The organism is Halobacterium hubeiense (assembly GCF_001488575.1).
GTDB classification, from domain to species: Archaea; Halobacteriota; Halobacteria; order Halobacteriales; family Halobacteriaceae; genus Halobacterium; species Halobacterium hubeiense.
In genome coordinates this window covers 1318474-1332233 of the sequence record NZ_LN831302.1, presented here as the reverse complement: position 1 = coordinate 1332233, position 13760 = coordinate 1318474, and the positions used below count along the sequence as shown (strand labels likewise).

Sequence of the window (13760 nt, the reverse complement as noted above, 5' to 3'; positions counted from 1 at the left end):
CGGCGCCCGAACCAGTCAGAGCCGGCTCGCAGGCGTAAGTATAACCGTCCGCGGTTTCCTACCGCAGGTATGGGCGACGCAGAGCACGACACCGGGGGCCGCCGCAGCAAGGTCGCGCGGCTCCTCGACGAGTACGACCTCGACGGGGTCGGCGCCGAACTGGAGGCGCGCTGGACGGCGACGGGCGACGACCACTGGAGTCTACGGGACCTCGCGACGACGTTCAATCGCGAACTCGTCCGGGAACGCCTCTACGACGCCGGCATGCGCCCCTCCGAGGGCGAGGTGGCGGACGTCGTTCGCTCGCTGACTGGCGACGACACCGGTGCCGCCGAGCAGACCCAGCTCCGGCGCCGCCTCGAACGCGAGGGGATCGACGTCGACGACCTCGCCGGCGACCTCGTGACCTATCAGGCGGTGCGAAGTTACCTCCAGGACTACCGCGGCGCGGAGTACGAGCGCGACACCGGCGACCGCCTGGAAACCGTCGCGGACGCCGTCCAGAAGCTCCGCGGGCGGCTGGTTTCGGTGACCGAGACGAAACTCGACGACCTCCGGAACACGTCCCGCTTGACGCTCGGCGAGTTCCGCGTGATGGTCGACGTCCAAATCCTCTGCACCGAGTGCCAGTCCCAGTACGGTGTCTCGGAGCTGCTCACCGCGGGTGGCTGTGACTGCGACGACTGAAGAAATAACACTGTTACTGTTGTTATTTTCACTCGCGGCTGTCTCGTCCGCTATCCCCTTCGGGTCGAGGCCAGAACTTCGCCCGTCACGCGTCAGCTCGCCGGTCGAATTACACTCCGGGCTTAGTGTATCGTCTCAGTTGGGACTGTGCGGCGAATTCACCCTCTCGCGTTACAGCCACTTCCGTTCGGTTATAACGAACAACTACGAACCGAGTTCGTCTTTCTATTCGACTCCATCCGGAGCGTATCTTTCGAGGCTGTTCCGCGGTAGTTAGTCCCATACACGCGATGGCCGGGGCTTTGGTTGTTCGGTCCCACGGGTGAGCAGTCACCCTGCGTTCCGGGCTTGGCGACGGAGCAGGAGAATTGGTACACGAATGGACGGTAATCTGCTGAATTCGTTAGCTAGTATTCCGCTATATCTGACCACGTGATACAAACATTCAGCTACTACTCCGTTCGCCGTGAGCGAACGCCACGAACCAACTGATAAATGATTATCGACCTCGAACGGCGACTGAAGCGCTCGGCTCGACCCTCACTGAGCCGCTGCCGATTGCTCTCGGCGAGTACGGCGATTCCGCTGGGGTATCCGTCTCGTCGCCCGGCCGGCGCCGGCACGACAATCGAGATTCGTTCAGTTACAGCGAACAGCGACGAAGAAGGCGTCAGAAGTGCGATTACGCGGAGGGAGAGCGCGTGGTGGCCGTCGGCGTCGGTTCGACTAGTACTGCCCGATGGTCACCGGCGGCCCGCCGTGGGGGCCGTACGGCGCGTCGTCGAGCCACTCGCCGGCGGGCTCGTAGTACGGCGCCGCCTTCGCCGCGAGGTACTTCTTCGCTCGCGTGACGTAGCTGTCGCCCTGCAGGTACTCCAGCGCCTGCCCGGCGGCGCTCTTGTTGTACTCGGCGGCCTTGAGGCGCGTGATGCCGTACTGCGTGATCTCGGCGGCGCGCGCGGACTCGACCTCCGCGTTCAGCGCGACCGCGATGGCGCTGGCGGCGGCCTCGGCGTCGGCGACGCCGGAGTTCATCCCGCGCGCGCCGAACGGCGCGAACAGGTGGCCGGACTCCCCCGCGAGCAGCACGCGGTCGTGGTCGTCGACCATCCGGTCGGCGATGACCTGCTTGAACTTGTACTGGGAGACCCACTCCACGCGGTCGCGGTAGTCCTCCCCGAGCGTCTCCGCGACGAGCTCGCTGATGGCGTCGTCCTCGGTGAGCCGCTGGGGGTCGTCGCTGTCCTTGCACTGGATGTCCACGCGCCAGCCGCCCTGGAACGGCACGAGCAGGACGTTCCGGCCGTCCACGCGCGGGTGGTCGTAGTGGAACACCCGCTCCTTGAACAGCTGCTCGTCCTCGTCCTCGAACTCCGCGATGTCCGCGATGATGAAGGAGTTCGCCGACTCGGTGCCGTCGAACTCGCCGCCGATCTCCTTGCGGACCGTCGAGCCGGCGCCGTCCGCGCCGACGACGTACTCGGCGTGATACTCCTCGCCGCTCTTTGTCTCCACGCGCACGACGTCCTCGCTGGCGTCCACGGTCTCGACGCCGTCGCCCCAGTGGACGTCGATGCCGGCGTCCTCGACGGCGTCGAGCATGTACTCCTCCGTCCAGACCTGCGGGAGGCTGGTGAAGTGCGGGAGGTCGCCGTCGCCGCCGGGCGTCGAGTACGTCCGCTCGAACACTTCCGTCCCGCGGAACAGCGTCCGCCGCGTCGACCAGATCATCCCGTTGTCGACGAGCCGGTGGCCGAGCCCGGGGGACGCGTTCTCCAGCGTGCGGAGCGTGTCCTTGTGGACGTAGATGGCCCGGCTACCGGGCCGCTCTCGGTCCTTCGGGTCGGCTTCGAGGATGGTGACGTCGACGCCTCGGGCGTGCAACGCGAGCGCGGCCGTCATGCCGGTCGGCCCCGCACCGGCGACGACGACGGGCACGTCTGCTTGAGCTTCTGAGCCGCTCATCGTGTTACAACCCACGTGGAACTGGCGTATAGATGTTTCCCCGCTCGATAAAATAGATCAATAGTGAACAGCGATCGACCCTCTGGGAAGAAACCGAACATATTCGCACAGGGATTCTTTGTGCCCGTAGACTAACGTGTTCGCATGGAGGCACCAGATACCGGCGAACGAACCCTGCGGGGCGTCGCCATGGACGAGACAGAGCGAGACGAGTTCCTCCGCCAGCGCGGCATCGGCGTGCTCTCGCTGGCCAACGAGAACGTCGCTTACGGGATGCCCGTCTCGTTCGGGTGGGACGGCGACGACCTCTACTTCATCCTCCTCCAGTTCGGGGAGGACAGCGAGAAGCTCGACTACGCCGCTACCACCGAGCGCGCGACGTTCTCGACGTACAACTTCGAGGACGAACACCACTGGCGCAGCGTCGTCGCGCGCGGCCCTCTAGAGGAAGTGTCCGACGACGACACCGACGACGTCACGGAGACGATGTTCGAGAACGCGCAGTTCGCGAGCCTGTTCCCCCACGGCGAGCCGATTACCGACCAGCCGCGCTACCGGCTCGTCCCCGAGGAACTGACCGGACAGAAGGGACAGGGCCACGACGACTGACCCGCGATTTTTCGCGTCCAGTTCGGCTCAGTCCTCGATTGTCGCGTCCAGTTCGGCCTCTACGTCGTGGACGCGCTCGCGGACGCTGCGCGCCAACTGCGTCTGCTCGTCGTTCTCGTCGGCCAGCTCCCCGATTTCGTCCACGACGTCGCCGAGGCTGTCCAGCGCGTCGTTGAGCATCGTCGTGACCTCCTCGGCGCTGACCGCCTGCTCGTCGGTTGCCTCCGCGATTTCGGCCATCCCCGTGGCGGTCTCCTCGGCGGCGGTGTGGATGTCGCTCTGTCGCTCGCGAATCGTCTCCACGCGCTCGACGGTCGCCTCGATGCCCTCCGTCGTGCGCTCGACGCCCTCGGTGGTCTCCTCGACGATGTCGGTCACGCGCTCGATGGTGGACTCGATGGCGTCCACTTCAGCCTTCGACTGGTCGGCCAGCTCCTTGATTTCGTCCGCGACCACCGCGAACCCGTCGTTGTTCCCGCTCGTGCGCGCGGCCTCGATGTTCGCGTTCAGCGCGAGCAGATTGATTTGGGAGACGATGTCGCTGATGACGTCCACCACGGACTCGATTTCCTCGACCTGTGAGTCCAACTCGACGGCCGTCTCATCGAGGTCCGTCGCGGCCTCCTCGACGTCGTCGAGGAGCGCCTGCGCCTCGTCGGTAGCGTCCACGGAGGCTGCCGCGTTCTCCGCGACGTTTGCGGCGCGCTCGTCGACCTCGTCCGTCTGGGAGGCGATCTCCTCGACGGTCGCTGACAGCGACTCCACCTCGTTGCGCACTTCCGCCAGCGACTCCACTTGCTCGCGGGCGGTCTCCTCGATGAACTGGCTGTTCTGTGCGACCGCCTCCGAGGAGTCCAGCAGTTCCTCGACCGTCGAATCGACCTCCGAGGTGATTCGCTCTTGGGCGTCCTCGACGGCGCGGCGCTGTTCCACGAGGTCGGTCACGCGAGACACCATCTCGAAGGAGCCGACGACCTCGCCAGCAGGGTCGTACAGCGGCAGCGCGGCGGCGCTGACGTGCCACTGGCTGCCGTCGTCGTTCGTCCCGGAGCGCACGCGGTCCTCGTTGACGATTTCCTCGGTGCGCACGACCTCCTCGGCGAGCGTGTCGGTGACGTCGTCGGTGCCGATGACGTCGTGGGCGACCTCCCCGAGGACCTCGTCGGCGGGCGTGTTCTGGATGTCCTCCTGCTCGCGGTTCCAGTGGGCGACCCGGCCGTCGTCGTCCACGACCAGCGCGGGCTCGGGGAACCGCTCGGTCAGGTCCTCGAAGAGGTGCTTCCAGAAGTCCCGCTCGTCGCGCAGCCGCTCGACTTCGCTGGCGTCGTCCGGCGGGTCGTACAGCGAGGCGGACGCGTCGTGTTCGCGCTGTCGTGAGGCCATGATTAGTCACTCCTCTGTGATGATGTGTAATAAGCGTTCACCGCGATTATCGACAGCGAAACTGACACTCACCCGCCGCGACGTGAGCGAACGCGATGATTTATGAGGGTGGTCGCCCCATCAGGACACATGCGATTCGTTCGCTTCAACGAGGACCGACTGGGCTTGCTCACCGACGACGACGGCGTCGTCGACCTCACGGACCGCCTCGACATCGACGCCGAGGACCCGCTCGTCGAGTACATCGACGGCGACTACGACGCCAGCGAGTACGCCGACGCCGAGCCGGACTACGACCGCGAGGAGGTCGAACTCGGCTCCCCCGTCGAGCGCCCCGGGAAGGTCATCGCGGCGCCGCTGAACTACGAGAACCACATCGAGGAGGCGCTGGCGGACCGCGACATCACCACCGAGGAGTGGTTCAGCATCGAGGACAAGGGCTACTTCCTGAAGGCGCCCTCGAGCGTCGTCGGCCCCGACCACGGCGTCGAACTGCCGTTCTCGGACCGCCGCGTCGACCACGAAATCGAGCTGGCGTTCGTGATGGGCGACGACGTCAAGGACGTGGACGCCGAGGACGCGTGGGACCACATCTTCGGGTACACGATTCTGCTGGACATCTCCGTGCGCGGCGACCAGGACCGCTCGAACCGGAAGTCCTACGACACGTTCACCGTCATCGGGCCGGCCGTCGTCACCGCCGACGAAATCGAGGACCCGCAGGACCTCCAGATGGAGCTGGAGCTGAACGGCGACCGCAAGCAGTACGAGAACACCGGCGACATGGTGTACACGTGCGCGGACATCGTCGAGTACGCGTCGCTGGGCGCGACCATCGAAGCCGGCGACGTCATCACCACGGGCACCCCGGAGGGCGTCAGCGAGCTCTCTGACGGCGACACCATCGACGCCGAAATCGAGGACGTCGGCCGGATGGTCGTCGACGTCACCGAGCGCGACGTGCGCTTCGAGGACGTCCACGTCACGAAGGGCGGCCAGGAGTAGTCGCTGCGGCGCTGCCCGCCGCGCGACGGCCGGTCGCGGACGGAGATAATCTTTTATGGAGGACTCGTGTACGGTGGGGCATGACCCTGCTCGAAGTGGACGGCATCGACGTCGCGTACGGTGACGTGCAGGTCGTCTGGGACGTCAGCTTCTCCGTGACCGAGGGCGAGACCGTCGCGCTGCTGGGCGCGAACGGCGCCGGGAAGACGACCGTGCTGAAGACCATCTGCGGCCCGCTCACGCCCAGCGCGGGCGACATCTCGTTCAACGGCGAGTCCATCGGCCACCTCCAGCAGGACGAGGTGGTGCCCAAGGGCGTCACGCACATCCCCGAGGGCCGCGAGATCTTCTCGGATAGCACCGTCCGCGAGAACCTCCGCTTGGGCGCGTACACGAACCGCGACGGGATGCGCGAGCGCCTCGACCGCGTCTACGAGATTTTCCCGCGCCTCGAAGAGCGGAAGGGACAGAAGGCGGGGACGCTGTCGGGCGGCGAGCAGCAGATGCTCGCCATCGGCCGCGGGCTGATGAGCGACCCCGACCTCATCCTGCTCGACGAGGCCAGCCTCGGGCTCGCGCCCGTGCTCGTGGAGGACGTCTTCGACGCCATCGAGCGCATCAACGAGGAGGGGACGACGGTGCTGCTCGTCGAACAGGACGTGAACAACGCGCTCCGCATCGCCGACCGCGGCTACGTCCTCGAATCCGGCCGGATGAATCTCTCGGGGAGCGCGGAGGAGCTGGCGACCGACGACCGCGTCGCGGCGTCGTACCTCGGCGGCTGACGGCGGCTCGACACACTTCTCGCGATATCGGAGGACGAGCGACGTCGAAGCGAGTACAGAGAACGAGAACAGCAGCGCGGTGCGGCGCTACTCAGTTCGCTCGGCCGCGCCGCCGTCGTCTGATTCGCGGGCGTCGTCGCCGCCCGAGCGGTCGGTGAGGAGCTTGTAGAGGCCGCCGGGCACGAAGATGACGAAGATGATGATGAGCGCGCCCTCGATGGTCGTCGCGAACTCGCCGGCCGTCTGGCGCAGTACCGTGTCCAGCGTCAGGAACAGGCCGGCGCCGAGCAGCGGCCCCGCCATCGTCCCCATGCCGCCGAGGACGACCACGACGAGCGTGTCTACCATGTAGGTGACGCCCAGCGTCGAGTCCGCGTTGATGTACCCCGAGAACTGCGCGAAGAACCCGCCCGCGAGCCCCGCCATCCCGGAGGCGACGGCGAACGACATGAGCTTGTACCGCAGGGGGTTGACGCCGAGGCTGCTGGCGGCGTCCTCGTCGTCGTGGACGGCGCGCATCCCGAGCCCGGAGCGGCTGTTCACGATGGCGTACGTGAGGAGGATGGCCGCGACGGTCGCGAGCAGCATCAACAGGTAGACCGTCTCCGGTTCGAGGCTGGTCTCCACCAGGTACCCCGACGACCCGCCGCTGAACTGGCGCTGGTCGAGCAACACCAGTTGGATGATGGCGGCGACCGCCAGCGTGCCGATGGCGAAGTAGTGGCCGGTCAGCCGGAACAGCAGCGGCCCGAGCACGAGCGCCAGCAGGCCCGCGACGAGCGCGCCGACGAGGATGGCCAACAGCGCGGGGGACTGAATGGACTCGGGGAGGCCGGCGCGCGTCGGCGTGGTCAGCCACGCGGAGACGAACGCGCCCAGCCCGAAGAACGCGTGGTGGCCGAGGCTAATCTGACCGGCGTACCCCGCGACGAGGTTCCACGACACGCCCAGCATCACGAAGACGAGCCCGGTGAAGATGATGTCCGTGACGAAGGCCGTCGTCGAGTAGGGGACCGCGGCGAGCGCGAGCACGCCGACGACGGCGACGGCGACCCTGCGGCGGTCGGCGAACAGCTCCTCGAAGGGGTTCGTGAGCGACACCATCACTCACCACCCCCGGAGCTGCCGAACAGGCCGTGCGGCCGCACGAGCAACACCAGCACGAAGATGCCGAAGCTGATGATGTCCCGGAAGCCGCCGCCCAAGTAGAGGACGCCGACGTTCTCGGAGACGCCGAGCACGAGGCCGCCGACGAGCGTGCCGGCGACGCTGCCGACGCCGCCGAGGACGACCACGGCGAACGCCTTCAGGAGGTACGTCCAGCCGACGAACGGCGTGAACGGGAACAGCATCGAGAGGAGCGCGCCCGCGGCGCCCGCCAGCCCGGTGCCGATGCCGAGCGTGAGCACGTAGATGTTGTCCGTGTCGACGCCCATGTACTGGGCGGCGGAGCTGTTCTGCGCGGTCGCGCGGATGGCGAGCCCGGTGGTCGTGTACTTCAGGAACGCCCACGTGCCGAGGATGAGCACGATGGAGAAGACGAAGGTGACCACGCGCGGGAACGACAGCGTCGCCGCGCCGACCGCGATTGCGTCCCCGGGGATGCCGATGTCCGTCGACTGGGCGTTCCCGCCGAACGCGATGCGGCCGATGCTCTGGAGCATCAACGCGAGCCCGAACAGGACGATGATTGGTTGTTCCATGCCTTCCCCGACGACGCGTTCGAGGACGACGCGCTGGAGCGCCATCCCGAGGACGAACAACACGACGAACGCGACGACCATGCCGACGATTGGCGTGAGCCCCAGCGACGTGAACAGGATGATGGCGACGTACGCGCCGACCATCAGCATGTGGCCGTGCGCGAGGTTCACGATGTCCATGATGCCGAACACGAGCGACAGCCCGAGCGCGGCGACGGCGTAGATTCCGCCGAGGAGGAGGCCGTTGAGCAGCGACTGAACGAGTAAATCGGTCGTTACCATGTGTGAGTGTGTGTACGGGGAGAGTGGGATACTGGGCGATTACCGCTCGCTCCACGCCGGAATCGGGTACTGGAAGTCGATGGCGCCGCGCCCGTCCGTGTCCGGGTAGACGGTGTGCTGGTTGCCCTCCCACCACTGGCCGGTCGGCGCGGTGAGGTCGCCCTCCGCGGGCAGCCCGTTGTCCTCGAAGCCGAACGACCCGATGACGGTCTCGAACGTCTCCGAGCGGAACGTCTCCTGGAGCGCCCCGGGGTCCGTGGACTCGGCGCCCTGAATCGCCTGCAGCGCGGTCTGGGCGACGTTGTACGCGCCGCCGACGGGCGTTCGGATGAGTTCGCCGTCGTCGAGGCCGTACTCGGACTCGTAGGCCGACCACATCGCCTCGTTGCCGCCGCCGGTGAGGCCGGGCACCCAGCCCGGACACATGCAGGCGTACGCGCCCGACTCCTCGAGCCCGGTCCACCACGCGGTCGGGTCCGCGGCGCGGACGAACTTCAGCAGGTCCGGCGACCAGTTGTTCTCCCGCATCTGGTTGACGGCGGTGATGCCGCCGGGCGGCGTCGGCGTCGAGAGCAGCGCCTCGACGTTCGCGCTCTCGGACTGGGAGATGAGCGTCGAGAAGTCCTGGTTGCCCAGCGAGAACGTCTCCCGCATCACGACGTCGTAGCCGGCGTCCGTGAGCGTCTCCTCCCAGTAGTCGGCCTGCTCTTCGCCCCAGCCGCTGTTGGGCTCCCAGAGGCCGACGTTGGTCGGGCGCTCGCCCTCGGGGATGAGTTCGAGCAGCCCGCGCGTCGAGCGCGCGACGTCCCGGGACTTCGGGAACGGCGAGTACGTCCACTCGTAGCCCTCGCTGCGGTGTGGGCCCTCGTAGGCGAAGAACGCGCCGACGAACGGGATGCCCTGGCTCTCCGCGTACGCCGACCCCGCGGTCACGAGGAGGCTGGAGAAGCTCCCCCAGATCATGTCCACCTGGTTGTTGCTCGTAATCTGGGTGAGGTTCTGCCGGACGAGTTCGGGGTCGCTCTCGTCGTCCCGCATGATGAGCTCGACGTCCGCGTCGAGTTGCTCGTCCATGCGGGCGACGCCGAGTTCGTAGCCGCGCTTGACGGCTTCGCCCAGCGAGGAGAACTGCCCGGACTCGGGCACCGTCGCCGCTATCGTGACCGTCTCGCTGCCGCCCCCGCCGCCACCGCCGAGGAGGGTGCAGCCGGCGAGCCCGGACATGCCGACGGTGCCCGCCGCACCGAGTGTTTTGAGATACGTGCGCCTGCTGTGTGACCTGTCACTATCCACCATGCTATACGCACACCTACACCACTTACATTATAAAACATGCGGTAAACCTATAGGTCCTGATACTTGTCGGCTGATACGCCACTCTTTCCCGACGATGGAGCGTGGAAGGAAACGAATACGACTGCCGCTGCGGTTACGAGGAGGGCTCGGCTTCCGCGTAGAAGTTCAGCGCGCGCAGCACCGGCTCGTCGGTGATGCCCAGCAGGATGGCCTCCTCGCCCTCGGGCTCGTGGTGGTGAATCTCGTCCGGCGGCACGACGAAGATGTCCTTCTCGCCCCACTCCAGGGCCTCGTCGCCGACGTGCGTGACGCCCTCGCCCTCGATGACGAAGTACACCTCCGTGGAGTTGTGGAAGTGGTCGTCGGTCGCTTCCTGGAGCAACTGCGCGCGGAACGACATCGTCGGCGTCACCGGCGGCTCGCCCGTCGCCGGGTTGACGTACGCCATGCTGTGGCCGTCGTAGGGGTCTGGGTCGTCGTTGTCCGCGTGCTGGCGCAGCGCCTCCACCATCTCCGCCCAGCCGAAGCGGTACGGCGGCGTCGCCGCGCGGTCGCCCTCGAAGGGACCGGGGATGGAATCGTCGTCGTCCCCGTTGGTCGGGCGGCCGCGGCCGTACTGGGAGTCCCAGTAGCCCTGCGTCTTCGTCACCGGCTGGCGCTCCAGCTCGTGGTTCTCGAAGACGTGGGAGTTGTTCAGCGTGTCCAAGAACAGCGGCAGGTCGAGGATGTCCAGCCACGCCGCCGTCTCGTCGGAGTCGTTGACGTGGTCGTGCCACTCCCACTGCGGCGTCGTGATGAGGTCGTGGTCCCGCATCGGGAACTCCTCGCCGGCCACGACCGTCTTCATGTCCTCGTGGCCGTCGATGGTGAACCGGAGCGCGCTGGAGGCGTGCCGGTGCGCGGGCGCCGTCTCGCCGGGCGAGACCGTCTGGACGCCCACGTAGATGGTGTTCGAAATCGCGTGGGGCGCGTTGATTGGGACGGCGACCCGCCGCTGGAAGCCCGGCGGCAGGTCCTCGATGGGCACGTCCGCCTCGATGCCGTCGATGGCGGCCTGGATGTCCTCCCACTTCCAGATGTTCGCGCCGATGTCGTCCACGAGGCTCCCCATCTCGTCTTCGACCTCCCACAGCGGCACGAGGTCGTGCTCGTCGAGGAGGCCCCTCGTGTCCGCACTCATCTCTAGGAGGTCCTCCGGGTCTTCCGTTGCCATAGTGTTACACTAGCACAGAAATCTCATAAGTGTATTGGACGCGGCGCCCAGCGGCGACGAACGTGTTAGGCCGTCTCCGCGACCTGGTCGGCGTAGACGTCCTCCGAGCGGAACAGCGCCCGGCAGTCCTCGCAGACCATCGCCCGCTGAATCGCGTACTCCCAGAGCTTCCCGCCGCAGTTCAGGCAGTCGAAGTGCGCTTCCACGAACGGGTCGGCCTCCGCGTACGGGTTCGTGAACTCGGCCATGCCAGTACGTCGCGCACCGAACAGCAAAAGCGTACCGTCGGCGGAAGCGCCCGCTCAGTCCTCGGCGTACTGCTCGAACGCCGCGCGCAACTCCTCGGGGAGTTCCATCGACCCGCCGCCCCCGTGGTGGGCGCAGACGCGCTGCTCGTGCCCCGAGAACGCCACGTCGCCGTCACAGCGCGCCTCGTACTCGAAGCGCACGCTCCGCGTCCCCGGGTCGGGCGTGAGTTCGATGGTCACCTCGTCGCCGGCCTCCACGGGGTTCTCGAACTCGAAGTTCATCTCCACGAGCGGCAGCCCGAACCCGTGCTCCTGTGAGATTTCCCAGAACGGGAAGCCCAACTCCTCCATGAACATGTCGGAGGTCTCGTGGAGCGCGTCCACGATGCGGGGGTAGTGCGCGATGCCGAACGGGTCCGTGTCCGAGAACCGCACCGTCCACTCGCGCTCGTAGCCCGCCATCTCAGTCACCCCCCAGCACGACGAGCGCGTCCAGCGCCACCGCGCCGCCCTCCGTCGCCAGCACGGGGTTCACGTCCACTTCCGAAATCGCCTCGTGCTCGTCAACGAGGTTGCCGACCGCTGCGACGACCTCCGCGAGCGCGTCGACGTCCGCGGGCTCGCGGCCGCGGTAGCCCTCCAGCAACTCGATGGCGGTCAGCTCCTCGATGGCCTCGCGGGCCTCCGCGGCGTCGATGGGCGCGATGCGGTGGCTGGTGTCCTCGTAGACCTCCGTGAAGATGCCACCCAGTCCCGTCAGCACGACCGGGCCGAACGACGGGTCGCGGAGGCCGCCGACGATGACCTCGGTGCCGGCGTCCACGTCCCGCGCCTCCTCGACGAGCACGTCCGCGTCGATGCCGCGCGCGTCCGCCGCATCGAAGATTGCCTCAGCGGCCTCCCGCACCGCGTCCGGCGAATCCAAGCCGACCGCGACGCCCGCGCCGTCGGCCCACTCGCTCTTGTGCGTGACCGCCGGCGAGGAGACCTTCACGACCACCGGGAAGCCGATGTCCGCGGCGGCCTCCACAGCCGCCTCGGCGTCCGCGGCGACGGAGAACGCCGGCGTCTCGATGCCCGCGTCCGCGAGCAGCGACTTCGCCTCCGCCTCCGTCAGCGTCGTGCGGCCGTCCGCCTGCGCGGCGGCGATGGGGTCCTCAGACATCGGCGCTCACCTCCTCCTCGGCGGCCGCGTCGTCTAGTGTCGCGTAGCGCGCGAGCGCCGCGGCCGCGTCAGCGCCGCGCTCGGGCGACGTGAACACGGGTACGTCGGCCTCCCGGAGCGCGTCGAGGTCGTCGGCCATCGACTCGGCCGGCCCCTCGGTCGCGAACAGCACGGGCTTCTCGACGCGCTCGGCGAGGCCGTCCAGCGTCTCCTGCGGGAAGCCCAGCGCCTCCTCGAACAGCTCGTAGACGAGCACCACGTCCACGTGCTCGTCCTCCGCGACCGCTTCGACCACGTCCCCGAACTCCGGCATCGGACGGCCCGTGTCCACGGGGTTCTCCGCGTACGTGATACCGGGGAGAATCTCGCCGACCTCGTCTTGGGTGTCCGCCGCGAGGTCCGGGAGCGTCGCGCCCGCTCGCTGCAGGCGGTCCGCGATGATGATGCCCGGACCGGCCTGCGCCGTGACGACGCCGACGTTCGCGCCCTCGGGCTCCGGGGAGTTCGCCAGCGCCTGCCCGGCGTCGAACAGCTCCGTCGTGGACTCCACGGTGGGCACGCCGTACTGCGCGAACCCCGCGGTGTAGAGCGCGTGGTCGCCCGTGAGCGCGCCCGTGTGGGACTCCGCGAAGTCACCAACGTCCGCCTGCCCGACCTTGTACGCGATTACGGGCGTGTCCGAGTCGCGGCACGCTTCGAGGAGCGCGCGGCCGTCGTCGGTGCCCTCGACGTGGAGGACGATGGCGTCCGTGTTCGGGTCCGAGTCGAAGTACGGAATCGCCTCCTCGAAGCCGACGTTCGCGCGGTTCCCGAGCCCCACCATCGTCGCGATGCCGCGGCCCTCGCGGTGCGCGCTGAACGCCAGCTGGTGGGCGACCCCGCCGCTCTGCGCGAGAATCGTCACGCCGCCCGGCCGCAGGCGCTCGACGCCGCCGGCGAATGACGCCAGCAGATTGCTCGCGGGCGCGACGAACCCGCTCGTGTTCGGGCCGAGCAGGGCGACGTCGTGTTCGTCGGCGGCCGAAATCACGGCCTCCTGGAGTTCCTCGCCCTCGCCACCGGCTTCCGCGAAGCCGCCGGCGTAGATGACCGCGCCGCCGACGCCGGCCTCGCCGCACTCCGCGACGACGTCGGGGACGACGTGCGCGGGCACCGCCAGCAGCGCGAGGTCGACGGTCTCCTCGATGTCGGTGACGGACTCCACGAACGGCTCGCCGAACACCTCGCCCTCGCCGGACGGGTTCACTGGGTAGACGCGACCGTCGAACTCGACGGCGTTCGCCATCGCCTCGTAGCCGAGCTTCCCCTCGGTGTCGGACGCCCCGACGACCGCGATGCGCTCGGGACGGAACAGGCGCTGTAAGTTCACGCCCCACACTACACCGAATGCCACTAAAACGGTTTTCCCTCCGTCAAACG

General features: G+C 67.7%; 14 protein-coding genes. 4 read left to right on the top strand and 10 right to left on the bottom strand.

Translation table 11 applies throughout. The features are described 5' to 3' along the window. The first annotated feature begins 69 nt into the window (after nt 1-69). The gene (gene rdfA, locus HHUB_RS06870) at nt 70-687 is read left to right on the top strand and encodes a rod-determining factor RdfA (RefSeq protein WP_059056878.1); all 618 of its coding nucleotides are present in this window, start codon (nt 70-72) and stop codon (nt 685-687) included. A 726-nt stretch (nt 688-1413) separates the two neighbouring features. Here the strand turns inward: rdfA and HHUB_RS06865 are convergent. Next, the gene (locus HHUB_RS06865; RefSeq protein ID WP_082687193.1) at nt 1414-2652 is read right to left on the bottom strand and encodes an FAD-dependent monooxygenase; all 1239 of its coding nucleotides are present in this window, start codon (nt 2650-2652) and stop codon (nt 1414-1416) included. A gap of 144 nt (nt 2653-2796) precedes the next feature. Between HHUB_RS06865 and HHUB_RS06860 the strand changes: the two genes are divergently transcribed. After that, complete coding sequence (locus HHUB_RS06860; RefSeq protein ID WP_059056876.1) at nt 2797-3261, top strand: pyridoxamine 5'-phosphate oxidase family protein; 465 nt, start codon at nt 2797-2799, stop codon at nt 3259-3261. 27 nt (nt 3262-3288) lie between these two features. Here the strand turns inward: HHUB_RS06860 and HHUB_RS06855 are convergent, their stop codons facing one another. Then, entirely contained in the window at nt 3289-4644 is a 1356-nt protein-coding gene (locus HHUB_RS06855) for a methyl-accepting chemotaxis protein (protein ID WP_082687192.1), read from the bottom strand. A 129-nt stretch (nt 4645-4773) separates the two neighbouring features. Here HHUB_RS06855 and HHUB_RS06850 point away from each other — a divergent pair, with 129 nt between their 5' ends. Together HHUB_RS06850 and HHUB_RS06845 are read left to right on the top strand one after the other, a co-directional pair. Then, on the top strand, nt 4774-5649 hold the full coding sequence (locus tag HHUB_RS06850; protein WP_059056874.1) for a fumarylacetoacetate hydrolase family protein: 876 nt from the start codon (nt 4774-4776) through the stop codon (nt 5647-5649). 86 nt (nt 5650-5735) lie between these two features. Next, nucleotides 5736-6434: an ABC transporter ATP-binding protein gene (locus HHUB_RS06845; protein ID WP_370683881.1), complete on the top strand. Its 699-nt coding sequence runs from the start codon at nt 5736-5738 to the stop codon at nt 6432-6434. Nucleotides 6435-6521: 87 nt separating this feature from the next. Here HHUB_RS06845 and HHUB_RS06840 read toward each other — a convergent pair whose 3' ends face one another. The 8 genes from HHUB_RS06840 to HHUB_RS06805 all read right to left on the bottom strand — a co-directional run bounded on the left by HHUB_RS06840 (nt 6522) and on the right by HHUB_RS06805 (nt 13710). Continuing rightward, the gene (locus HHUB_RS06840) at nt 6522-7538 is read right to left on the bottom strand and encodes a branched-chain amino acid ABC transporter permease (protein ID WP_059056870.1); all 1017 of its coding nucleotides are present in this window, start codon (nt 7536-7538) and stop codon (nt 6522-6524) included. Further along, nucleotides 7538-8419 carry a branched-chain amino acid ABC transporter permease gene (locus tag HHUB_RS06835; protein WP_059056868.1) on the bottom strand — a complete coding sequence of 294 codons (882 nt, stop codon included), beginning with the start codon at nt 8417-8419 and terminating at the stop codon, nt 7538-7540. The genes HHUB_RS06840 and HHUB_RS06835 overlap by 1 nt, the downstream gene beginning before the upstream one ends. Before the next feature lie 39 nt (nt 8420-8458). Continuing rightward, nucleotides 8459-9715: an ABC transporter substrate-binding protein gene (locus tag HHUB_RS06830; RefSeq protein WP_082687191.1), complete on the bottom strand. Its 1257-nt coding sequence runs from the start codon at nt 9713-9715 to the stop codon at nt 8459-8461. Nucleotides 9716-9848: 133 nt separating this feature from the next. Then, a complete protein-coding gene (locus HHUB_RS06825; RefSeq protein ID WP_179204558.1) occupies nt 9849-10928 on the bottom strand; it encodes a cupin domain-containing protein in 1080 nt (359 codons plus the stop codon). Nucleotides 10929-10993: 65 nt separating this feature from the next. Next, nucleotides 10994-11176, bottom strand: a complete 183-nt coding sequence (locus tag HHUB_RS06820) for a hypothetical protein (protein ID WP_059056865.1) — start codon at nt 11174-11176, stop codon at nt 10994-10996. A gap of 54 nt (nt 11177-11230) precedes the next feature. Continuing rightward, the gene (locus tag HHUB_RS06815; RefSeq protein WP_059056863.1) at nt 11231-11638 is read right to left on the bottom strand and encodes an acyl-CoA thioesterase; all 408 of its coding nucleotides are present in this window, start codon (nt 11636-11638) and stop codon (nt 11231-11233) included. Nucleotide 11639: 1 nt separating this feature from the next. Further along, nucleotides 11640-12341 (bottom strand): acetate--CoA ligase family protein, encoded by a 702-nt coding sequence (locus HHUB_RS06810; RefSeq protein WP_059056861.1) that lies wholly within the window; start codon nt 12339-12341, stop codon nt 11640-11642. Beyond that, nucleotides 12334-13710: a CoA-binding protein gene (locus tag HHUB_RS06805; RefSeq protein WP_059056859.1), complete on the bottom strand. Its 1377-nt coding sequence runs from the start codon at nt 13708-13710 to the stop codon at nt 12334-12336. The genes HHUB_RS06810 and HHUB_RS06805 overlap by 8 nt, the downstream gene beginning before the upstream one ends. Nucleotides 13711-13760 lie beyond the last annotated feature (50 nt).